Origin of the sequence: Pseudomonas sp. KK4 (assembly GCF_001984065.1) — a bacterium.
Classification (GTDB): domain Bacteria; phylum Pseudomonadota; class Gammaproteobacteria; order Pseudomonadales; family Pseudomonadaceae; genus Aquipseudomonas.
The window spans coordinates 1-19,870 of sequence record NZ_LYVP01000023.1 but is presented as its reverse complement, the minus strand read 5'-3'; the positions used below and the strand labels follow the sequence as shown (position 1 = coordinate 19,870).

Sequence of the window (19,870 nt, the reverse complement as noted above, 5' to 3'; positions counted from 1 at the left end):
GTGGTGGAGGCAATTTTGTTAGAGGCACTGCACGCTTTCACTGTGTGTCGCCGCAGGCTTGGCCAACGGCGACAGGGATCGCATTTTCATGAAGTGAATTATTCGCTTCACAATCCAACACAGCAAATTAAAGTGTACTACCCAGTTAGTTTTCCGTGCGATTATCGAACAAAATGCCCCTTGGCGAATTGACGATTTTTTGTTCACTGCGCAACATCAACATCACATTGGGTCCGGTCGTGAACTGCCGGTCTCGGTCACCAACGACGCAGCACACCAAATAAAAACAATCGGGTGCCTACATGACTCCTTCTCAAAGCTCTCGCATGGCTCCGGCCATGAGTGCCGCCAACGGCGGTATCGGCGACAAAATCCGCGGCGCCATGGCCGTCGGCAAAACCCGTTGGGGCATGCTGGCGCTAGTGTTTTTCGCCACCACCCTGAACTACATCGACCGCGCCGCCCTGGGCGTCATGCAGCCCATCCTGGCCAAGGAAATGAGCTGGACGGCGATGGATTACGCCAACATCAACTTCTGGTTCCAGGTCGGCTACGCCATCGGTTTCGTGCTGCAGGGCCGCTTGATCGACCGGGTCGGCGTCAAGCGCGTGTTCTTCTGCGCGGTGCTGCTCTGGAGCCTGGCCACCGGTGCCCATGGCCTGGCCACTTCGGCGGTCGGCTTCATGGTCTGCCGTTTCATTCTCGGCCTGACCGAAGCCGCCAACTACCCGGCCTGCGTGAAGACCACGCGCCTGTGGTTCCCCGCCGGCGAGCGTGCCGTGGCCACCGGCATCTTCAATGCCGGGACCAACGTCGGCGCGATGTTCACGCCGATGTTGCTGCCGCTGATCCTCCATGCCTGGGGCTGGCAGGCGGCGTTCCTGTGCATGTCGGCACTGGGCGGTATCTGGCTGATCTGCTGGGGCCTGAAATACTTCAACCCGGAAGATCACCCACGGGTCAAACAGTCGGAACTGGAGTACATCCAGAACGAAGTGGAGCCGGAACAGACCCGCGTGCCCTTCTCGCGAATCCTGCGCATGCGTGGCACCTGGGCTTTCGCCCTGGCCTACTCGATGACCGCGCCGGTGTTCTGGTTCTATCTGTACTGGCTGCCACCGTTCCTCAATCAGCAATACAACCTGGGCATCAACGTGACCCAGATGGGCATTCCGCTGATCATCATCTACCTGACCGCCGACTTCGGCAGTGTCGGCGGCGGGATTCTGTCTTCGTTCCTGATCGGCCGCGGTGTCAACCCGATCAAGGCGCGACTGCTGTCGATGTTCCTGTTCGCCTGCTGCATCGTCGGCGTGATCATGGCGGCCGGCTCCAGCAGCCTGTGGGTGGCGGTGTTTGCAATTTCCCTGGCCATCGGCGCGCACCAGGCCTGGACCGCCAACATCTGGAGCCTGGTGATGGACTACACGCCCAAGCACATGATGAGCACGGTGTTCGGTTTTGGCGGCATGTGTGCGGCGATCGGCGGGATGTTCATGACCCAGTTGGTGGGCCATATCCTGACCGCCACCAACAACAACTACACCGTGCTGTTCACCCTGATCCCGGCGATGTACTTCATCGCGCTGATCTGGATGTACTTCATGGCACCGCGCAAGATTCCGACGGTTACCGAGTAACGTTCAACGCACTACCCCCCCCTGTGGGAGCGGGCTTGCTCGCGAAAGCGGACTTTCATTCAACATTGATGTTGTCTGATACACCGCCTTCGCGAGCAAGCCCGCTCCCACAATCGTTTCCGGTGATCTTGTTATTTGCGGCTCTGCTGCCAGGCCGCCGCCAACCCACTGCAGCAGATCACGGCAATCCCGATCACCGTGGTCAGGGTCGGCGTGTGGGAAAACAGCAACCAGCCCAGCAGCCCGGCAAACACGATCTGGCAATAACTGAACGGCGCCAGCAGGGCCGGTGCGGCATGGCGGAAGGCCTGGGTCAGGAACAGGTGCGCGGTCATCCCGCAGGCCCCCAGCGCCAGCATCATCGCCCCGTGCACCAAGGTCGGCACCTGCCAGAAGAACGGCACCAGCGCACTCATCACCAGGGTGTTGCACAGCCCGGCGAAGAAGTTACTGGTGGTCGGGCTGTCGATCTCGCTGAGCTTGCGCGTCAGCAACTGATAGAAGCAGAAAAACAGCGCCGAGCAGAACGGCAGCAGCACCGCCGGGGTGAACAGTTCACCACCGGGATGGACAATGATCAGCACCCCACTGAAGCCGAAGATCACCGCCAGCCATTGGCCGCGCGTCACCCGCTCCTTGAGCAGCGGTACCGACAGCGCGGTGACCAGCACCGGTGCCAGGAAGTTGACCGAGGTGGCTTCGGCCAACGGGATGTACATCAGCCCCGTGGTGAAAAACAGGCTGGTACCCAGCAGGCACAGGGCGCGGATCAACTGCAGCATCGGTCGCTTGGTGCGCAACACCCGCAGCCCGGATTGCGGCAGAAAAATCCCGGCCATCAACAGGGTGTGAACCACATACCGCGCCCACACCACCATGACGATCGGATAAAAGCCAGACAGGTATTTCGATAACGCGTCATGGCTGGAAAACAGGAAGGTTGCACAAACGATCAGCAGAATCCCTTTGAAGGGCTGATTGACGCCGGAAAGCGGGGTGCTGACAGTCATTGGTTTTCCTTTGTTTACATCGAAATCAAAAAAGCTTCATATCCGCGCCAACACATCCCGGGTCTTGTCCAACGCCATCCGCGCCCGCTCCAGCCCAGTCACGCCCCGTTCCAGCAGATGGACCGTGGGAATCTCCAGGCTCAATGGAATGTTAGCCGGCAAACAACGCAACAACCCCGACAAATCGCCATCACCCTCCCCGGGAAAACGTCGCTCGCTGCGCGCCTGACGCAAAATCTCGGCCATGTCCGTGGGCCTCGGCCCCGCGACGTCACACAACTGCGCATACCGTAACCGCGAAGGCGTAACCCTGGCGAGGTCTTGCAGCCGTGAACCGGAACGGTCGAAGTGAAACGCATCCACCAGCACCGCACCGTTTTCGCGCCCCGCGCCTTCGACCACGCGCACCGCTTGTGCAAGATCGCGCGCATCGGTCCAGGGCATGAACTCCAGATGCGGATGCAGCCCATAAGACGCCGCCAGATCACACAGTTCGGCAAAATGTTCGGTCATTCGCTGCTCGTCCGGATCGTTGCCGGCCACCAGCAATTCGCTGGCACCGAATTCGGCACCGACCGCCAGGATTGGTTCGAATTCGGCCACGACGGTGTCCGGTTTCAGCCGAAGTATTTCCACATCCAGCACACCGATACCGGTGTCCCGCAGGCGCGCCAGCGTCCTTCGGCGTAAGTCGTTGTCGGCCACCAAGGCGAAGTGATGTTCTTCCGGCGTTGCCGGCACCAGGCGCAACCCGATATGGCTGTAGCCGGCCCGTGCCGCGACCTCGACCATGTCGGGTGGTGACAGCTCCAGTACTGTCAGGCTGGCCAGGGAAAAGATGCGCTCCGGCATGGGGCTGTTCTCTTGTTTGAATGATTGGAATCAATAATTTAGAACCGAGTTCCAATATCCAGTATAGGCCAGAGGTAAAAGTGTGCGAACAGCGCACATCTTTAAGGGATGATCGATGACCAAAAGGTGGGAGCGGGCTTGCTCGCGAAGGCGGAGGATCAGCCAACATATTCATTGACTGACCTACCGCTTTCGCGAGCAAGCCCGCTCCCACACTGGAAATGCGCAGGCTCAGTTGAAGAGGTCGGATGCCACGCTCGCCGCCCCCAACTCTTGAGTGAACGTCAGCAACAACGGCGCCAACTCGTGCAACCGCGCCCCCGGCATCCGCGCACTCGGGCCGGCGATGCTGAGCACGCCGATCACCCGCCCATCGGCAGGATGACGCACCACCGCGGCAATCGCCGAGGTGCCCACCGCTGAGCTCTCTTCGACACAGGCATAACCCTGCTCACGTGCCAGGCGCAGGCGCTCCAGCAGTTCGATGTTGGAGCGCGGTGCATTCGGCCCCAATTCCGCCGGCCGCTGCGCCGCCTGTTGCTCCACCAGCGCCAGGGCCTGGGCATCGCTCATGCACGCTAGCCAGGCATGCCCGGAGGCGGTGTAGAACAGCGGCGCATCGCGTCCCATGTCCGGGTCGTAACGCAGGCCGGAGCGGGCGCCCTGGGCCTTGGCGATCCAGGTCTGGCGCTCGCCCTCGATCACCCCCAGGCGCACCAGTTCACCGGTTTCCTGGGCCAGCCGATCGAGCACCGGCTGCACGATGTCGGCCCCGCTGCTCGACAGGTAGCGGAACCCCATCGCCACCAGTTTGGTCGACAGGTGATAACGCAGGTTGTCCGGATTCTGCCGCACGTAGCCCAGGCGAATCAGTTCGGCCAGCAGGCGATGCGTGGCGCTCTTGGGAATGTCCAGTTGCTCGGCCAGGGTCTGCATCGGCAGGCCCCGGGGGTCGCTGGTGAGACTTTCAAGCACACTGAAAACACGTTCGATCTGACTGCCGGCCATGGGCATTTCCCCGCAAAATTTGGTCGATTCTAGAAGACAACCGCCAGAACGTGAAATCTGGAACTGACTGTCCGATAACCGCCCGCTTTACCCCATCAAGTCTTGTTCGTAGCGTCTTGAGTTCTTATATTTTCTGGAATCATATTCCAAATAATAAAACCGGAGCCAGAACAATGCCTGCGCAAGCGCACTCACTTCCCGACGTTGACTGCGATGTGTTGATCGTCGGCTCCGGTGCGGCAGGGCTGTCGGCGGCCGTGACTGCGGCCTGGCACGGTCTGAAAGTCATCGTGGTGGAAAAGGACCCTGTGTTTGGCGGCGCCACCGCCTGGTCCGGCGGCTGGGCCTGGGTGCCCTGCAACCCATTGGCCCGGCGCGCGGGGATTGTCGAAGAGGTCGAACGGCCGCGTACCTACCTCGAACACGAGCTGGGCGAACACTTCAACGGGCCGATGATCGACGCCTTCCTGCAGGCCGGGCCACGGATGGTGGCGTTCTTCGAGCAGCACACCTCATTGCAATTTGCCGACGGCAACGGGATTGCCGACATTCACGGCGACACCCCAGGCGCCGGCACCGGTGGCCGCTCGGTGATCGCCGCGCCCTACGACGGGCGAAAAGTCGGCAAGCTGCTCAGGCGTTTGCGTACGACCCTGCGCGAAACGTCCTTCATGGGCATGCCGATCATGGCCGGCGCCGACCTCAGCGCGTTTCTCAACCTGACCCGCTCGCTGTCGGCAGCCTGGCACGTCACCCGGCGCTTTACCCGTCATCTGCTCGATCTCGCCGTCCACGGACGGGCGATGCAACTGGTCAACGGCGTGGCCTTGGTGGCGCGCCTGGCAAAGTCCGCCGAAGACCTTGGCGTATTGCTCTGGGAATCGGCGCCGGTCACCGCCCTGCTGCAAGAGGGCAATCAGGTGCAAGGCGCGGTTGTCAGTACCGCCAAAGGGGCGGTCCGGATCAAGGCGCGCAAGGCTGTAATACTGGCAGCCGGCGGCTTCGCCAATGACATCGAACGACGCAAGGCCCTGTTCCCACGCACGCCCACCGGCCATGAACACCTGGCCCTGCCCCCGCTCGGCGTGTCCGGCGATGGCCTGCGCCTGGGTGAAAGCGTCGGCGCCCGAGTGAACAGCGACCTGCAATCCGCCGTGGCCTGGGCACCGGTATCGCGGGTGCCCCACCGCGACGGCAGCACCGGCCACTTTCCCCACATCATCGAGCGCGGCAAGCCCGGCATCATCGGCGTGCTGCGCAACGGCCAGCGCTTCGTCAACGAAGCCAACGGTTATTACGACTACGTCACCGCCATGGTGCAAGCAGCGCCGGAGGGCGAGGAAGTCGCCTCCTGGCTGATCTGCAGCCACGCCTTTCAACGGCGTTATGGCTTGGGCATCTCTCGGCCGTTTCCGGTACCGCTGTCATCCTTTATCCGCAGCGGCTATCTGAAAACCGGCAACACCCTTGAGGAATTGGCCTCGGCCTGCGGCATCGACCCGGCAGGCCTGCGCCAGACCGTGTCCGAGTACAACCGCCATGCCGTCAATGGCCAAGACCCACGGTTTGGCCGAGGTTCGACGCCCTACAACCGTAAACAGGGTGACCCGTTGCAGCAGCCCAACCCGTGCGTGGCGCCCATCGAAGAGGGTCCGTTCTACGCCGTGAAGGTCGAGCCCGGCTGCTTTGGCACCTTCGCCGGGCTCAAGGTCAACCCCCACGCCCAGGTCCTGGACGACTCGGGCCAGGTCATCGCCGGGCTGTACGCGGCGGGTGGCGACATGGCCAGCATCATGGGCGGGCACTACCCCGCCGGCGGCATCAACATCGGCCCGGCGCTGACCTTCGGCTACATCGCCGCCCGGCACATTGCAGGCATTACCGCTGACGAACAGGAGATCGAGCATGCAGCACATTGTTAATGCACAGGGATTGAACATGGCGAAACTCGGCCTCGGCACCTGGCCGATGCTGGGTGACGAATGCACCCGCGCCGTGGAACAGGCGCTGGCGCTGGGCTATCGGCACATCGACACGGCGGCGGCCTACAACAACGAGGACGCGGTCGGACAAGCCTTGGTGAACAGTCCGACACCCCGCGAACAGATCCACGTCACCAGCAAGGTCTGGTGGGATCAGTTGCAACCCGATGCCATGCGCCACTCCATGGACCGCAGCCTCAAGGCCCTGCGCAGTGATTACCTCGACCTGTTCATGATCCATTGGCCGGCCAGGGACTGGGACTTGTCGCGCACCCTGGACACCCTGGTGTCGTTCAAGGAACAGGGCCTGGCGCGCAACATCGGCGTGGCGAACTTTCCGCTGCCGCTGCTGCGCAAGGTCGTCGAGGAAATGGGGGTGCCGCTGTCGGCGATCCAGGTCGAGTACCACGTGCTGCTCGGGCAAAACGGCCTGCTGAACTACGCCCGCCAACACGACATGGCCCTGACCGCTTACACGCCACTGGCGCGCAACAAGGTCTCGGACATTCCGGCGATCCAGCAGATCGCGGCCAAACATGGGGTGCTGCCCACTCAGGTCGCGCTCAAATGGTTGCTGGACCAACCCAATGTGGCGGCAATTCCCAAGGCCAGCAGCGAGGCCAATCAGAGGGCCAATCTGGCCTCGCTGAACGTGCGACTCGATGATGAGGATCGGCGCCTGATCGCCGGCCTGTCCAAGCGCGAGCGCCAGGTCAACCCGGATTTCGCGCCCGTGTGGGATGCGTTCGACGAGTAATCGCGCCCCCTACATATGTATCCCACCGCGCCTTGCGATTGCGGTTATTCATGGACCCGGCGATACCCGCCCATCAATCCATGAGAGACCGCAACCATGCTTTGGAAAAAAGCTAGACCCAGCAATAACGTGAACGACACTCGACAGGGCAAGAAGGCCCGCACGAGCACAGGGATAAAACTCGGCGCGGGCCTTGCCGCCCTCGCACTGGCCAGTGCCGGGCTTTATTCGACCCTGGACAACACACCGACCGAACATCCGCGGGTGCCCGACAAGGATCCGCAGTTGTCTTTCGTGCAGTCCGTGCTGGGCGAAACCGAGGACACCTGGAAGCAACTGTTTGCCCAGGCCGGGCAACACTACCCACCGCCCACGCTGGTGCTGTTCGACACCGACACGACCTCTGCGTGCGGCCCCGCCACCCCGGCCAGTGCGCCGTTCTATTGCCCAGGCAATCAGCAGGTCTATCTCGATCTGGGCGTCTTCGCTCAATTGGAGCAGCACTTTGCCGTGGTCGCAGACTTCGCCCGGGCGTACATCATCGCCCACGAAGTCGGCCATCACGTGCAGTTGCAATTGGGGATGTCCGAACCGTTCGAACAGGCCTTGCTGGACCAGGAGCCTGTCGTCGGCGACGGCGGTCTGGAGGTGCGCTCGGAGTTGCAGGCCGATTGCCTGGCCGGGGTCTGGGCCCATCATGCGCAGCAGCGCTTGAACTGGCTGGAGCCTGGGGATATCGAGGCGGCCTTGCATGCGGCTGCAGTGTTTGGTGACGATCATTTGCAGCGTTTGCGCAACGCAACGGTCCAACCGGAGACGTTCAGCCATGGCACGTCAGCGCAGCGCGTGTATTGGTTCCGGACCGGTTTCGATAGTGGCCGCACCGACGCCTGTGACACCTTCGGCGCCACAGACCTTTAGGCCTGTCAGCGCGCTCACTGCATGCCCACCGGCCCCCGAGCGAACCCTTGGCGCCACGGGCTGTCTGACGACCGGACTGGCGCCGCTCCCACACAGCAGCAACACTCATCGCACAGAGCTTTACCCAGAACAGAAGAGGATTCCCACATGCTATGGAAAAAAGGCCGACGCAGCGACAACGTGGTCGATGCTCGCGGCGATGACATGGGCAGTGGCGGCGGCGGGATGCGCTTTGGGGGCGGCAAGGGCCTGAGCCTGACCGCAATCGTTCTGATCGTCGGCATCGGCTGGCTCACCGGCCAGGACCCCATGCAGATCCTGGGTCAGCTCACCGGGCAAATGGGCCAACAAACCGCTCCGGCCAGCAACCAGACCCGCAAGGCGCCGCCGGCCAACGATGAAACCGCCGAATTCGTGCGTTCGATCCTGGGCGATACCGAAGACACCTGGCGGCAGATTTTCCAGCAGGCCGGCCGTCAATATAAGGACCCGACCCTGGTGCTGTTCAGCAATCGGGTCAACTCGGCCTGTGGCCTGGCGACATCGGCGACAGGTCCCTTCTATTGCCCGACAGACCAGAAGGTCTACCTGGACACCAGTTTCTTCCAGGAGATGTCACAACGCTTTGCGGCCGCTGGCGACTTCGCCCAGGCCTACGTGATTGCTCACGAAGTCGGCCACCACGTACAAACCTTGTTGGGTGTTTCGGCGAAGATTCAGGCCGCGCGCCAGCAGGGTCGGCAAATGGAAGGCGACGGCGGCTTGCTGGTTCGCCAGGAACTGCAGGCCGACTGCCTGGCCGGGGTCTGGGCCAACAATGCGCAGCAGCGCTTGAACTGGCTGGAACCGGGCGACATCGAAGAAGCGTTGAACGCCGCCAATGCCATTGGCGACGATCGACTGCAACAACAGGGTCAGGGCCGAGTGGTGCCGGACTCGTTTACCCATGGTACGTCGGCGCAACGGGTGCGCTGGTTCAAAACCGGATTCGCCCAGGGCCAGGTCGGCCAGTGCGATACCTTTGCGGCGAAAAATCTGTAAATGAAAAAGTGGTTGTGGGTATTGCTGTTCAGTTGTGCAAGCACTTGGGCCGCCGAGCATGGGGTCAAGGAACTCAGTCCGGGGCGGCTGTTGTTGAAGTCCGGCGAAATGGCGGTCGGCATCAGCCCCGCACCGAGCAAAATCGAACGGGTGCTGGTCATCGTCCACGGTCGCCTGCGCAATGCGCAAACCTATCTGCACAGTGGCGAACACGCCGCCGAACTGGCCGGGCAGAGCGCAAACACCCTGGTGATCGCGCCGCAATTTCTCAATGAAACCGACGTCGCGCTACACCCTGTGGCAGACACCGTATTGCGCTGGCAAGGCAATGAATGGATGGCCGGCGGCGAATCCACCGCGCCGTTTCGCCTGAGTTCTTTTGAAGCCCTCGACGAAATCATCGCCAGGCTGGGTGATCGCCAGCAGTTTCCGGATGTGAAGCAAATCGTCATCGCCGGTCACTCCGGCGGCGCCCAGGTGGTGCAGCGCTACGCCTTGCTCGGCCACGACCAGCCGGCCCTGGAAGCGGCCGGCGTGCAGGTGCGCTACGTGATCGCCAACCCGTCTTCCTACGCGTATTTCGATGAGCGCCGGCCGGTGGCGTTCAATCATGCAGCCTGTCCGAACTTCAATCGCTGGAAGTATGGGCTGACGGATTTACCCGCGTATGCCGAAGGACAAACCGCCGCGCAGTTGCAGGAAAAATACCTCAAGCGCGACGTGGTTTATCTGTTGGGCCAGCAGGACATTGATCCCAATCATCCGGCGCTGGATAAAAGCTGCGAGGCCAAGGCGCAGGGGCCGTATCGATTGGCGCGGGGACGGTTTTATTTTGATTATCTGAAGCGGTTCGCGCCTCAAGGGCTGAAGCAGCAGTGGGTGGAGGTACCCGGGGTCGGGCATGACGGGGATGGGATGTTTACGTCGCCGCAGGGGCAGGAGGTTTTGTTTGGTCAGTAGGTTTCAAGTGCCTGGGAGGGCCTCTTCGCGAGCAAGCCCGCTCCCACAGTTGAGATCAACAGGTGGGAGCGGGCTTGCTCGCGAAAGCGCTTGATCAGACGACAATGCCCTCAAGCCGAAAGCATTTGCCGCAACACCCCACAATCCGCCGCATGCCAATCGGTCAATTCCGGCCACGGGTTATCCGGCAGATTCACCAACACCGTCCGAGCCCCCGCCGCTCGCCCGCAATCCAGATCGAAGCGGTAATCTCCCACCATCACCATCTCGCGGGTCGGCACCTTCCAGGCCTCGGCCAGCTTCAGCAAACCACCGGGGTGCGGCTTGGGCGGCGCTTCATCACGGCCCAGCACATCCTCCACCGCAAAGCACTCGGCCAGGCCGATCGCCTCCAGCGTGACATGCGCCAACTCCCGGGCATTGCGGGTGAGAATGCCCAGCCGATAGCCGCGCCCCGCCAGCTCACGCACCAGCTCAACAGCGCCTGGCGCCGGCTTCGAGCCCAGCGCCAGATCACGCTCGTGCTCCAGCAGCCAGGCATGTTTGGCCGCCGCCTCATCGGCCGGCAGCGCCGCCAAGTGGGTCAGGATGTCGTCTTCCGGCGGGATCGCCAGCGCCACGCGAATCGCCGCGAAGTCATGCACGGCCACCGTCAGGGTGCCGTCCATGTCGAACACCCAATGACGAACGTCGGCCAGGCTCATGCCCAATCCTTGCGATGACGGATCAGCCCTTCCTGAGTGACTGACGCCACCAGTTTGCCGGCGCGGTTGAACACGCTGCCCCGGGAGAACCCGCGAGAGTTGCCGGCCCATGGGCTGTCCATCGCATACAGCAGCCAATCATCGGCGCGCAGGTCGGCGTGGTACCACAGCGCATGGTCGAGGCTGGCGACCTGCATGTCCTTGTGCCAAACCGATTTGGCATGGGGCTGCATCGACGTGGTCAACAGGCCGAAGTCCGAGGCATAGGCCAGCAGGTATTTGTGCAGCGCCGGGGAATCGGCCAAAGGACCGTCGGCGCGAAACCAGACGTACTTGATCGGATCACTGGCTTGCGGGTTGTAGGGATCTTCCGCGGTCACCGGGCGAAATTCGATCGGCTTGGGGCACAGCAGCTTTTCGCGCATTTTTTCCGGGATCAGGTGCGCGCGTTGCTGGGTCAGCTCCAGCTCCGAGGGCAGGTTTTCCGGGCCGACCACTTGCGGCATCTCGGTCTGATGCTCGAAGCCTTCTTCGTCGTACTGGAACGAGGCGCTGCAGGTGAAAATCGGCTGGCCCTTCTGAATCGCGGTCACCCGGCGGGTACTGAAACTGCCGCCGTCGCGCACCCGGTCAACGGAATACACCACCGGCAACTTGGCGTCGCCCGGGCGCAAAAAATAGCCGTGCATGGAGTGCACGTGGCGCGTCTCTTCGACGGTCTGGCTGGCCGCCGACAGCGACTGGCCCAGCACCTGGCCGCCGAACAATTGACGAAAACCCAGGTCCTGGCTGCGGCCACGGAACAGGTTTTCTTCGATCGGTTCCAGGCTCAGCAGGTCCACCAGATCTTCCAACACTTGGCTCATTCAGACTCTCCTCACACAACGCATGGCCGCGCAGTCTTGGCTGCGTCGGTCGATTCAGGTGCTGGCCCGGGCCAACTTGAGGGCCATTGTAAACGTCCGTGACAGGTTATCCATGCAAGGTTTGCAGCCATTGTTCGCGGCTGATGCGATAGAGCACGTGATGACGCAGCGGATGATCGACCGCCAGCTTGGGATGCTCGAAGTCATCGGCCGGGTCATGGTGCATGCCGATTGCCTGCATGACTTTCTGCGAGGGCAGGTTGTTGTCGGCGGTGAACGAGACGATCTCATTCACGGCCAACCGATCAAACCCGCAGCGCAGAGCGGTCCATGCCGCTTCACTGGCATAGCCCAGGCCCCAGTGCTGGCGCGCCAGGCGCCAGCCGATTTCGATGGCCGGGGTGAACGGCGCATTGAAGCCCACTACGCCCAGCCCGGTGAAACCGATGAACTGGCCGGTGTCCTTGCGCTCCAGCGCCCATAGGCCGAAGCCGTGCTCGGCAAAATGGCCTCTGATTCGCCCGATCACCGAAGCGCTTTCCAGACGAGTCAAAGGCGCCGGAAAATAGCGCATCACCTGCGGGTCGGCGCACAGGGCGGCGAACGCCGGCAGATCCTCGTCCCGCCACTGGCGCATCACCAGCCGTGCGCTCTCCAGTTCCAGTATCGGCTCCATCGTGCCCCTCCCCCATTTCCATGCCGCAAGTCTACAACGCTGGTAGGATCCTTCACTCATTCCTGTATGAAATGACCATGCCGTTACCGCTGATTTACCACGAAGACTACAGCCCCGAGTTTCCGGCGGATCACCGCTTCCCGATGGACAAGTTTCGCTTGTTGCGTGATCACCTGGTCGAGAGCGGCCTGACCCGCGACGCCGATTTGCTGCGCCCCGAGCTGTGCCCTGCGGATATTCTCGCCCTCGCCCATGACCCTTCGTATATCGAGCGCTACATGAGCGGTGAATTGTCCCGCGAAGATCAGCGGCGCCTGGGCCTGCCCTGGAGCGAAGCCCTGGCCCGGCGCACGGTGCGGGCGGTCGGGGGCTCCTTGCTGGCCGCCGAGCAAGCCTTGGCACATGGCCTGGCCTGTCATCTGGCCGGTGGCACCCATCACGCCCATTACGATTACCCGGCGGGGTTCTGCATCTTCAATGACCTGGCGGTGATCAGCCATTTCCTGCTGGAAAGCGGCCGGGTCAACCGCGTGCTGATCTTCGACTGCGACGTGCACCAGGGCGACGGCACCGCACGCATCCTGCACAACACCCCGGAGGCGATTACCGTTTCCCTGCACTGCGAAAAGAATTTTCCTGCACGCAAAGCCGAAAGTGACTGGGACATCCCGTTGCCCAACGGCATGGGCGACGCCGATTACCTGAAGGTGGTGGACGATGCGCTCAACTACCTGCTGCCGCTTTATCAGCCGGACCTGGTGTTGTACGACGCCGGGGTGGATGTGCATAAGGATGACGCGCTGGGGTATCTGAAGCTGACGGACGAAGGCGTCGCCGCCCGGGATGAAAGCGTGATGCGCCATTGCCTGGGCCGTGACATTCCGGTGGTCGGGGTGATCGGCGGCGGCTACAGCAAGGACCGCAAGGCCCTGGCCCGGCGTCACGGCATCCTCCATCACAGCGCCCAGCGGGTGTGGACGTCATCAGGTTGTCACTGAGGTGTGGATGCTTTACCCACAATGGCTGTGGAACCGCCTGTGGATAACCTGAGTGAAAGGGACTGCAGGCCATGTCGGGTGTGGGTTACAGAGCGCTGGTTGTTTTTTAATCACCCTTTCAACTCCACCGTAGCCCCCTGTGGGAGCGGGCTTGCTCGCGAATGGGGTTTCACATTCAACACGGATGCCGGCTGAACCACCGCTTTCGCGAGCAAGCCCGCTCCCACAGGGATTCGTGCTGGTAGAATGCGCGCCTTATCCCGCCAGACCGCAGCGCCTACCATGACCCAGCCCTCGACCTCTTCCCCTTCCCGCGTCGCCATCATCGGCGGCGGCCCCGCCGGCCTGATGGCGGCCGAAGTGTTGAGCCAGGCCGGGATCAAGGTCGACCTGTACGACGGCATGCCCTCGGTGGGGCGTAAATTCCTGCTCGCCGGCGTCGGCGGCATGAACATCACCCACTCCGAAGCCTACCCGGCCTTCCTCTCGCGCTACGCCGAACGCGCCCCGCAGATCGCGCCGCTGCTGCGCGCGTTCGGCGCCGACGCGCTGTGCCAGTGGATTCACACCCTGGGCATCGACACCTTCATCGGCAGCTCCGGCCGGGTGTTTCCCACCGACATGAAAGCCGCGCCCCTGCTGCGCGCCTGGCTCAAGCGCCTGCGAGACAGCGGCGTGGTTATCCACACCCGCCACCGCTGGCTCGGCTGGGATGCCCAGGGTGATTTACTTATCCACAGCCCCGACGGCGAAAAAACCGTCCAGGCCGACGCCACCCTGCTCGCCCTCGGCGGCGGCAGTTGGGCGCGCCTGGGTTCCGACGGCGCGTGGATGCTGCCCCTGGAGCAGCGCAGCGTAGGACTGGCGCCGCTGCAACCGAGCAATTGCGGGTTCGAGGTGCAGGCCTGGAGCGACTTGATGGTCAGCAAATTCGCCGGCGCGCCGTTGAAAAACATCGCCATCGGCTTGAACGATGACCTTCCACGGCTGGGCGAATGCGTGATCACCGCCACCGGCATCGAAGGCAGTTTGATTTACGCCCTGTCGGCACCAATCCGCGAGGCCATCAATCAACAAGGCTCGGCGACCATCCATATCGATCTGCTGCCGGGCCGGCCTGTGGATAAAATCCAGGCCGCGCTGAGCAAGCCTCGAGGCTCACGCTCGATGGCCAAGCATTTGCACAGTCAGTTGGGGATTGATGGGGTGAAGGCGGCTTTACTGCGCGAGCTCACAGATGCGGAAACCTTCACAGACATGACGCGGCTGGCTCAGGCGATCAAAGCCTTGCCGCTGACCTTGGTAAAAACCCGGCCATTGGACGAAGCGATCAGCAGCGCGGGCGGTGTGTTGTTCGAAGCGATGGATGAGCGATTGATGCTCAAGTCGTTGCCGGGGGTGTTCTGTGCGGGGGAAATGCTGGATTGGGAAGCGCCGACCGGGGGGTATCTGCTGACGGCGTGTTTTGCCAGCGGGCGAGCGGCGGGGTTGGGGATCATTGAATGGTTACAGCGCAAGGCTTGAGACCGTGGCGCGCCCTTCGCGAGCAAGCCCGCTCCCACATTTGATCTGCGTCGTATACAAATCCAATGTGGGAGCGGGCTTGCTCGCGAAGGCGGCCTAACAGCCGCCGCAGTACATCAAGGTTTACGCTTACGCGGCCCAGTATTGAACACCGGCACCTTACGCACAGGCTTGACCGAAGGCTCCGCCGGCGCCACTTCGCCGCTGTCCACCCACTTGCCGAGGTTGCGCTTGCCGCCGCCACCGGACGTCTTGGGCTTCTTCGGTTTTTTCGGCTTCTTGATCACCTGGCCGCTGGCATCGGTGTCCGGCACCCGGTGCTCGGGCTCGAAGTCCGGTTCGTTCTGGCGCTTGAGCGTCTGGCGGGTCAGCATCTCGATCGCCGACAACAGATTCACTTCATCAGCACACACCAGCGAAATCGCTTCGCCGGTGGAGCCCGCGCGCCCGGTGCGGCCGATGCGGTGGATGTAATCCTCGGCCACGATCGGCAAATCGAAATTGACCACCAGCGGCAAGTCTTCGATGTCCAGGCCTCGGGCCGCGACGTCGGTGGCCACCAGGATCTGCACGTCGCTGGCCTTGAAACGGTCCAGCGCGCGCTGACGGGTTGCCTGGGGTTTGTCGCCGTGAATGCCGTCGGCGTTGATGCCCAGGCCCTGAAGCTTTTCCACCAACGCGTCCACGCCGTTACGGGTCTTGGCGAACACCAGCACCTGCTTCCATTTGCCCTTGCGCATCAGGTGCACGAACAGTTCCGGCTTGCGCTTCTTGTCCACCGTCACCACCCACTGCTTGACGGTGTTGGCCGCCACATTGCGCGGGCTGACTTCGATGCTCAGGGGGTCGTTGAGCATCTGCCCGGCCAGCAGGCGGATGTCATCGGAGAAGGTCGCGGAGAACAGCAGCGTCTGACGTTTCTTCGGCAGGGCGCGGTAAATGTTCGCCAGCTCTTCGGAAAAGCCCAGGTCGAGCATCCGGTCGGCTTCGTCCAGCACCAGGGTTTGCAGCTGGTTGAACTTCAGTGCGTTCTGGCGGAACAGGTCGAGCAAACGGCCCGGGGTCGCCACCAACAAATCCACGCCGCTGCGCAGCTTCATCATTTGCGGGTTGATGCTCACGCCGCCGTACACCGCATAAGTGCGCAGCGGCAGGTTCTCGGCGTACTGGCGCACGGCTTCGTGAACCTGCTCGGCCAGTTCGCGGGTCGGCACCAGGATCAGCGCACGCACCGAGTTGGCAGTGACTTTCGGCCCTTCCATGGCCAGCAGTTGCAGCAGTGGCAAGGCGAAACCGGCGGTCTTGCCGGTGCCGGTCTGGGCCGCGGCCATCAGGTCGCGACCGGCCAGCACCGCCGGAATGGCTTGCGCCTGAACCGGCGTCGGAGTCTGGTAGCCGAGCGTCTCGAGGGAGCGCAGCAAGGGTTCGATCAGGCCAAGGGTGGCGAAAGTCATGGGATTACCGTAGGAAAAATTCAGCGCGGTTGTGCGAAACGAGTGTGCAATGGCGCGCAGTTTACCCTAATTCACACGGGATTCTGTGGGCGCCGCGGCAACCGGTCGAACGGGCGCCCGCCGCCACTGCGGCAAACCGATCAGCACCACGGCGCTGATGATCACCAGCATGGCCAAGGCCTCTTCGATACCGATGGTCTCGCCGACAAACACGATCCCCAGCAACACCGCCACCGCCGGGTTGACGTAGGCGTAACTGGTAGCGGCCGCCGGTCGTACGTTTTTCAACAGGTACATGTAGGCGTTGAAAGCGATGATCGAGCCGAAGATCGTCAGATAAGCCAGGGCGATCCAGCCTTCGACCGGCGGTATTTGCTCAAGGTGTTCGCCGCTGGCAACACTGCCGATCAGCATCACCGCCCCTCCGACCAGCATTTGCACGGCACTGGCCATTGCGCCCTGGGGCAGCGGCAGATGTTTGCTCCACACCGAACCGAACGCCCAACTGGCCGCCGCCAGAATCAGCAGCAGCGCGCCCAAGGGGCTTGATTGCAGGTTGGAACCGAGGTTGAGCATGGCAATGCCGATCAGCCCGAGGGCGATGCCGGCCCATTCCAGGCGAGTGTTGCGCGCGCCCCAGAAGTAACCGAACAGCAAGGTGAACAGCGGCACCGTCGCCACCGCCAGCGCGGCGACACCGGACGCCACCCCCATGTGTTCGGCCACGCTGACCCCACCGTTACCGCCCGCCAGCAGCAAAATGCCGATGATGCCCGCGGCCTTCCACTGCGCCCAGGTCGGTGCCGGCGCCCCGCGCCAGCGCAGGAAGGCGTACATCAAGGTGCCGGCGATGACGAAGCGGATACCGGCGAGCAGCAAGGGCGGCCAGTACTCCACGCCGATGCGGATCACCAGATAAGTCGAGCCCCAGATCACGTACAAGGCAAAAAAGGCAGCGATCAGCGGCAGGGGAAAGCGACGTAGCCCGGGCATGAGGGGCAGCTCGAGGGCAGGACAAGAGCGGCTATTTTAGGAAGGCGAAGGGCGGAAATTAAGTTACAAAACGTGTTTATAGCGCCGGTACACTTTTCAGAATTTGAACGACATGGCCACCACCTGTGGGAGCGAGCCTGCTCGCGATGAGGAAGTGTCAGTCGACATCACTGTTGAATGATCAACCACTATCGCGAGCAGGCTCGCTCCCACAGGGGTTGTATCAGGCGCCGCTGTAGCCGGCAGACAGCAACCCCGGCATATCCCGCAGGCGTATCCACGGTTCCTTGCGCCAGTGCAGCAGTTTCAGCGTCCCGCCCGTCCACTCCATCGAACGCACCCTCGGGACTTGATGGGAAACCGCTCCAGCCCCCTCGCGCAACATCGGGATGACGTGATGGGTCAACCAGCGCCGCAGATGGCGGTTTTCCGGGCAGTAGTGATAGACCAGCATCGCGTACACGCCGGATTCACTGAGCATCAGGGTTTCTTGCGAGTCCTCACGTCCGGATAAAACCATCACCCGCCGCTGATCCGCGTCGAGCTTGAGCGCGTGCCTGCCGTTGATATCCACCCCCATCAGCCGGCCGATGTCGCGGGCGCAGAACCAGGCTTCGGCGTGCAGCACAAGTGCACGCAGTTGGATGTGATGACGGATGAAGGTTTGGGGGTGAAGTGTTCTGGGGGGGTGGGGGTAACTTTGATCATGACGACATTCCTATTGAAAGTTGGAACTGCCTTCATCACTTGCAGATGATGGGTGGCAGCTGTGTGAAGGTCTGCAAGACCGAGTCAATAGGCAACCCCGGCAGACCCGAAGGTCTCCCCCACACAGCCACCATAAATCGATGGTCGCCAAAGCGACGCGATTATAGGTGCGGCTGTAGTTGCCTATCAAACTGTCGGCGGGCTTGCAGTCCCGATCGCTGCATAGGCAGCGACACCGACAGGTTAGAGAGCAGGCTCAGGGCGAGCAAGACAGACAATCCTGAAGTTTCGGTAGGATGGATCGTCGATTCCGAACTGTCGTTAAACACAGAAATAAAACCGCACACCAACCCTGTGGGAGCGGGCTTGCTCGCGAAGACGGAGTGTCAGGCAACATCAATGTTGAATGACAGACCGCCTTCGCGAGCAAGCCCGCTCCCACAGGGTTTATCTCTGACTCAAAACTCGCGGTAGCGCTTGAGGTGTTCGCCCACTTTCGCCGCCGGCACTTTCTGCAACGTGCACAGCAGGTCATGGGACAACTCGCGCAAACCGTGCTTCTGGCGCAGTTCGTCGGCCAGGTGCGCGGTCAGGTTGGCGGCCATTTCGGCGTCGGCCATGGCCCGGTGAGCCTTGCCGGTGTGGGGCAGGTTGGCGAAGGTGGTGAGGGTGCCGAGCTTGTGGTTCGGCGCCGCGGGCATCAGGCGGCGAGCGAGTAACAGCGAGCAGGCGAAGTTCTGCAGACGGGTGCGTTTGATGCGCCCCAGCTCAAAGTCCCAGAACTTCTGGTCAAACGCGGCGTTGTGCGCCAGCAGCGGCGTGATGCCCACGAATTCGTTGACCTCGTTCATCACCTGCTCGGCCGAGGGCGCGGTGCGCAACATGGCGTTGCTGATGCCGGTGAGTTGTTCGATGAAGGCCGGCACCCGCACGCCGGCGTTCATCAGGCTCTGGTAACGCTCGACGATGCGCCCCTGTTCAAGGATGACCACGGCAATTTCCGTGGCCCGGCAGCTGCTGCTCGGGGAGATCCCGGTGGTTTCAAAGTCGATGACTGCGATGCGTTCCAAACCTGTTTCAACTCCGTAAAAATCAATTCTTGAGCAGCAATGCGCCTTCGATCGGCACGTAACGGCTGGCGGCGCGGATCAGCGAATTGGCGGTCAGGCCCGGCACGCCATAGGCCACCGCTTGCACGCCGTGCTTGGCGATGATGCGCTCGAGCAGCATGTCGAAATCCCCGTCGCCGGAGGCCAGCACCACTTCGTCGACGTGGTCGGCGGCGTCCATGATGTCCAGGGTGATACCCACGTCCCAGTCGCCCTTGGCCGAGCCGTCGCTGCGCTGGATGTAGGGCTTGAGCTTCACGGTGAAGCCCAGGTTGCGCAGGATCTGCTGAAATTGCTGCTGCTTGCTGTCGCCGCGATCGATGGCGTAGGCGTACGCCTCGACGATCTGCCCCTGCTTGCTGATTTCAGCCCACAGGGCGGCGTAGTTGAAGTGGCAGCCATAAGCCTGGCGCACGGTGTAATAGAGGTTCTGGACATCGGCGAACACAGCGATTTTCTTCACCGCAACATCCCCTTGGCGCGCAGGCAGGCTCAGGCACCCGGCCCGAAAGTCGCCCAGTATGCCAGCCTGGAGGAATGTTCCGCGAATAATCGGCTTGAAGAGGTTGGGTGGGTCGGACGAATGGCAGGCTGTGAATCACATCCTGAAGATGAAACTTGTGGCGAGCGAGCTTGCTCGCGCTGGGTCGCGAAGCGGCCCCCGCTC

19 protein-coding genes are annotated in these 19,870 nt (G+C 62.3%); 8 read left to right on the top strand and 11 right to left on the bottom strand.

The features are described 5' to 3' along the window. Positions 1 to 302: 302 nt before the first annotated feature. Positions 303 to 1,640, top strand: coding sequence for an MFS transporter (locus tag B0W55_RS10865; protein WP_077046000.1), 1,338 nt, complete (start codon positions 303 to 305; stop codon positions 1,638 to 1,640). A gap of 131 nt (positions 1,641 to 1,771) precedes the next feature. Here B0W55_RS10865 and B0W55_RS10860 read toward each other — a convergent pair whose 3' ends face one another. The 3 genes from B0W55_RS10860 to B0W55_RS10850 all read right to left on the bottom strand — a co-directional run bounded on the left by B0W55_RS10860 (position 1,772) and on the right by B0W55_RS10850 (position 4,510). Then, a complete protein-coding gene (locus B0W55_RS10860) occupies positions 1,772 to 2,650 on the bottom strand; it encodes a DMT family transporter (RefSeq protein WP_077045999.1) in 879 nt (292 codons plus the stop codon). Positions 2,651 to 2,686: 36 nt separating this feature from the next. After that, positions 2,687 to 3,502 carry a sugar phosphate isomerase/epimerase gene (locus B0W55_RS10855; protein ID WP_077045998.1) on the bottom strand — a complete coding sequence of 272 codons (816 nt, stop codon included), beginning with the start codon at positions 3,500 to 3,502 and terminating at the stop codon, positions 2,687 to 2,689. Between the two features lie 231 nt (positions 3,503 to 3,733). Next, on the bottom strand, positions 3,734 to 4,510 hold the full coding sequence (locus B0W55_RS10850) for an IclR family transcriptional regulator (RefSeq protein ID WP_077045997.1): 777 nt from the start codon (positions 4,508 to 4,510) through the stop codon (positions 3,734 to 3,736). Between the two features lie 173 nt (positions 4,511 to 4,683). On the opposite strand from B0W55_RS10850, the gene B0W55_RS10845 reads away from it, so the two are divergent. The 5 genes from B0W55_RS10845 (at position 4,684) to B0W55_RS10825 (ending at position 10,171) form a co-directional block, all read left to right on the top strand. Next, positions 4,684 to 6,432 carry an FAD-dependent oxidoreductase gene (locus tag B0W55_RS10845; RefSeq protein WP_077045996.1) on the top strand — a complete coding sequence of 583 codons (1,749 nt, stop codon included), beginning with the start codon at positions 4,684 to 4,686 and terminating at the stop codon, positions 6,430 to 6,432. Next, the gene (locus B0W55_RS10840; RefSeq protein ID WP_077045995.1) at positions 6,416 to 7,249 is read left to right on the top strand and encodes an aldo/keto reductase; all 834 of its coding nucleotides are present in this window, start codon (positions 6,416 to 6,418) and stop codon (positions 7,247 to 7,249) included. Before B0W55_RS10845 ends, B0W55_RS10840 begins: the two co-directional genes overlap by 17 nt. A 96-nt stretch (positions 7,250 to 7,345) precedes the next feature. Then, on the top strand, positions 7,346 to 8,170 hold the full coding sequence (locus tag B0W55_RS10835) for a neutral zinc metallopeptidase (protein WP_077045994.1): 825 nt from the start codon (positions 7,346 to 7,348) through the stop codon (positions 8,168 to 8,170). 147 nt (positions 8,171 to 8,317) lie between these two features. Next, entirely contained in the window at positions 8,318 to 9,211 is an 894-nt protein-coding gene (locus B0W55_RS10830; protein WP_077045993.1) for a neutral zinc metallopeptidase, read from the top strand. Continuing rightward, positions 9,212 to 10,171, top strand: a complete 960-nt coding sequence (locus tag B0W55_RS10825) for an alpha/beta fold hydrolase (RefSeq protein WP_077045992.1) — start codon at positions 9,212 to 9,214, stop codon at positions 10,169 to 10,171. A 110-nt stretch (positions 10,172 to 10,281) separates the two neighbouring features. Here B0W55_RS10825 and B0W55_RS10820 read toward each other — a convergent pair whose 3' ends face one another. The 3 genes from B0W55_RS10820 to B0W55_RS10810 form a co-directional block, all read right to left on the bottom strand. Further along, complete coding sequence (locus B0W55_RS10820; RefSeq protein ID WP_077045991.1) at positions 10,282 to 10,875, bottom strand: HAD family hydrolase; 594 nt, start codon at positions 10,873 to 10,875, stop codon at positions 10,282 to 10,284. Further along, complete coding sequence (tesB, locus tag B0W55_RS10815; protein WP_077045990.1) at positions 10,872 to 11,741, bottom strand: acyl-CoA thioesterase II; 870 nt, start codon at positions 11,739 to 11,741, stop codon at positions 10,872 to 10,874. The genes B0W55_RS10820 and tesB overlap by 4 nt, the downstream gene beginning before the upstream one ends. 106 nt (positions 11,742 to 11,847) lie before the next feature. Beyond that, on the bottom strand, positions 11,848 to 12,417 hold the full coding sequence (locus tag B0W55_RS10810) for a GNAT family N-acetyltransferase (protein ID WP_077045989.1): 570 nt from the start codon (positions 12,415 to 12,417) through the stop codon (positions 11,848 to 11,850). Positions 12,418 to 12,494: 77 nt separating this feature from the next. On the opposite strand from B0W55_RS10810, the gene B0W55_RS10805 reads away from it, so the two are divergent. Next, positions 12,495 to 13,415 carry a histone deacetylase gene (locus B0W55_RS10805; protein WP_077045988.1) on the top strand — a complete coding sequence of 307 codons (921 nt, stop codon included), beginning with the start codon at positions 12,495 to 12,497 and terminating at the stop codon, positions 13,413 to 13,415. Positions 13,416 to 13,697: 282 nt separating this feature from the next. Then, positions 13,698 to 14,939, top strand: a complete 1,242-nt coding sequence (locus tag B0W55_RS10800) for a TIGR03862 family flavoprotein (RefSeq protein WP_175645493.1) — start codon at positions 13,698 to 13,700, stop codon at positions 14,937 to 14,939. A 116-nt stretch (positions 14,940 to 15,055) separates the two neighbouring features. On the opposite strand, the gene B0W55_RS10795 is transcribed toward B0W55_RS10800, so the two are convergent. The 5 genes from B0W55_RS10795 to B0W55_RS10770 form a co-directional block, all read right to left on the bottom strand. After that, positions 15,056 to 16,393: a DEAD/DEAH box helicase gene (locus tag B0W55_RS10795; protein WP_077045986.1), complete on the bottom strand. Its 1,338-nt coding sequence runs from the start codon at positions 16,391 to 16,393 to the stop codon at positions 15,056 to 15,058. 66 nt (positions 16,394 to 16,459) lie between these two features. Further along, positions 16,460 to 17,386 carry a drug/metabolite exporter YedA gene (gene yedA / locus B0W55_RS10790; protein ID WP_077045985.1) on the bottom strand — a complete coding sequence of 309 codons (927 nt, stop codon included), beginning with the start codon at positions 17,384 to 17,386 and terminating at the stop codon, positions 16,460 to 16,462. 223 nt (positions 17,387 to 17,609) lie between these two features. Continuing rightward, positions 17,610 to 18,014, bottom strand: coding sequence for a Bro-N domain-containing protein (locus tag B0W55_RS10785; RefSeq protein WP_256576262.1), 405 nt, complete (start codon positions 18,012 to 18,014; stop codon positions 17,610 to 17,612). A gap of 538 nt (positions 18,015 to 18,552) precedes the next feature. Beyond that, positions 18,553 to 19,164, bottom strand: a complete 612-nt coding sequence (locus tag B0W55_RS10775) for a PolC-type DNA polymerase III (RefSeq protein ID WP_077045983.1) — start codon at positions 19,162 to 19,164, stop codon at positions 18,553 to 18,555. Between the two features lie 22 nt (positions 19,165 to 19,186). Beyond that, positions 19,187 to 19,666 (bottom strand): NYN domain-containing protein, encoded by a 480-nt coding sequence (locus B0W55_RS10770; RefSeq protein ID WP_077045982.1) that lies wholly within the window; start codon positions 19,664 to 19,666, stop codon positions 19,187 to 19,189. Between the last annotated feature and the right edge of the window lie 204 nt (positions 19,667 to 19,870).

Coding starts and splice junctions, on each gene's coding strand:
- B0W55_RS10865 (WP_077046000.1), top strand. CDS start 303: ATGACTCCTTCTCAAAGCTCTCGCATGGCTCCGGCCATGAGTGCCGCC.
- B0W55_RS10860 (WP_077045999.1), bottom strand. CDS start 2,650: ATGACTGTCAGCACCCCGCTTTCCGGCGTCAATCAGCCCTTCAAAGGG.
- B0W55_RS10855 (WP_077045998.1), bottom strand. CDS start 3,502: ATGCCGGAGCGCATCTTTTCCCTGGCCAGCCTGACAGTACTGGAGCTG.
- B0W55_RS10850 (WP_077045997.1), bottom strand. CDS start 4,510: ATGGCCGGCAGTCAGATCGAACGTGTTTTCAGTGTGCTTGAAAGTCTC.
- B0W55_RS10845 (WP_077045996.1), top strand. CDS start 4,684: ATGCCTGCGCAAGCGCACTCACTTCCCGACGTTGACTGCGATGTGTTG.
- B0W55_RS10840 (WP_077045995.1), top strand. CDS start 6,416: ATGCAGCACATTGTTAATGCACAGGGATTGAACATGGCGAAACTCGGC.
- B0W55_RS10835 (WP_077045994.1), top strand. CDS start 7,346: ATGCTTTGGAAAAAAGCTAGACCCAGCAATAACGTGAACGACACTCGA.
- B0W55_RS10830 (WP_077045993.1), top strand. CDS start 8,318: ATGCTATGGAAAAAAGGCCGACGCAGCGACAACGTGGTCGATGCTCGC.
- B0W55_RS10825 (WP_077045992.1), top strand. CDS start 9,212: ATGAAAAAGTGGTTGTGGGTATTGCTGTTCAGTTGTGCAAGCACTTGG.
- B0W55_RS10820 (WP_077045991.1), bottom strand. CDS start 10,875: ATGAGCCTGGCCGACGTTCGTCATTGGGTGTTCGACATGGACGGCACC.
- tesB (WP_077045990.1), bottom strand. CDS start 11,741: ATGAGCCAAGTGTTGGAAGATCTGGTGGACCTGCTGAGCCTGGAACCG.
- B0W55_RS10810 (WP_077045989.1), bottom strand. CDS start 12,417: ATGGAGCCGATACTGGAACTGGAGAGCGCACGGCTGGTGATGCGCCAG.
- B0W55_RS10805 (WP_077045988.1), top strand. CDS start 12,495: ATGCCGTTACCGCTGATTTACCACGAAGACTACAGCCCCGAGTTTCCG.
- B0W55_RS10800 (WP_175645493.1), top strand. CDS start 13,698: ATGACCCAGCCCTCGACCTCTTCCCCTTCCCGCGTCGCCATCATCGGC.
- B0W55_RS10795 (WP_077045986.1), bottom strand. CDS start 16,393: ATGACTTTCGCCACCCTTGGCCTGATCGAACCCTTGCTGCGCTCCCTC.
- yedA (WP_077045985.1), bottom strand. CDS start 17,386: ATGCCCGGGCTACGTCGCTTTCCCCTGCCGCTGATCGCTGCCTTTTTT.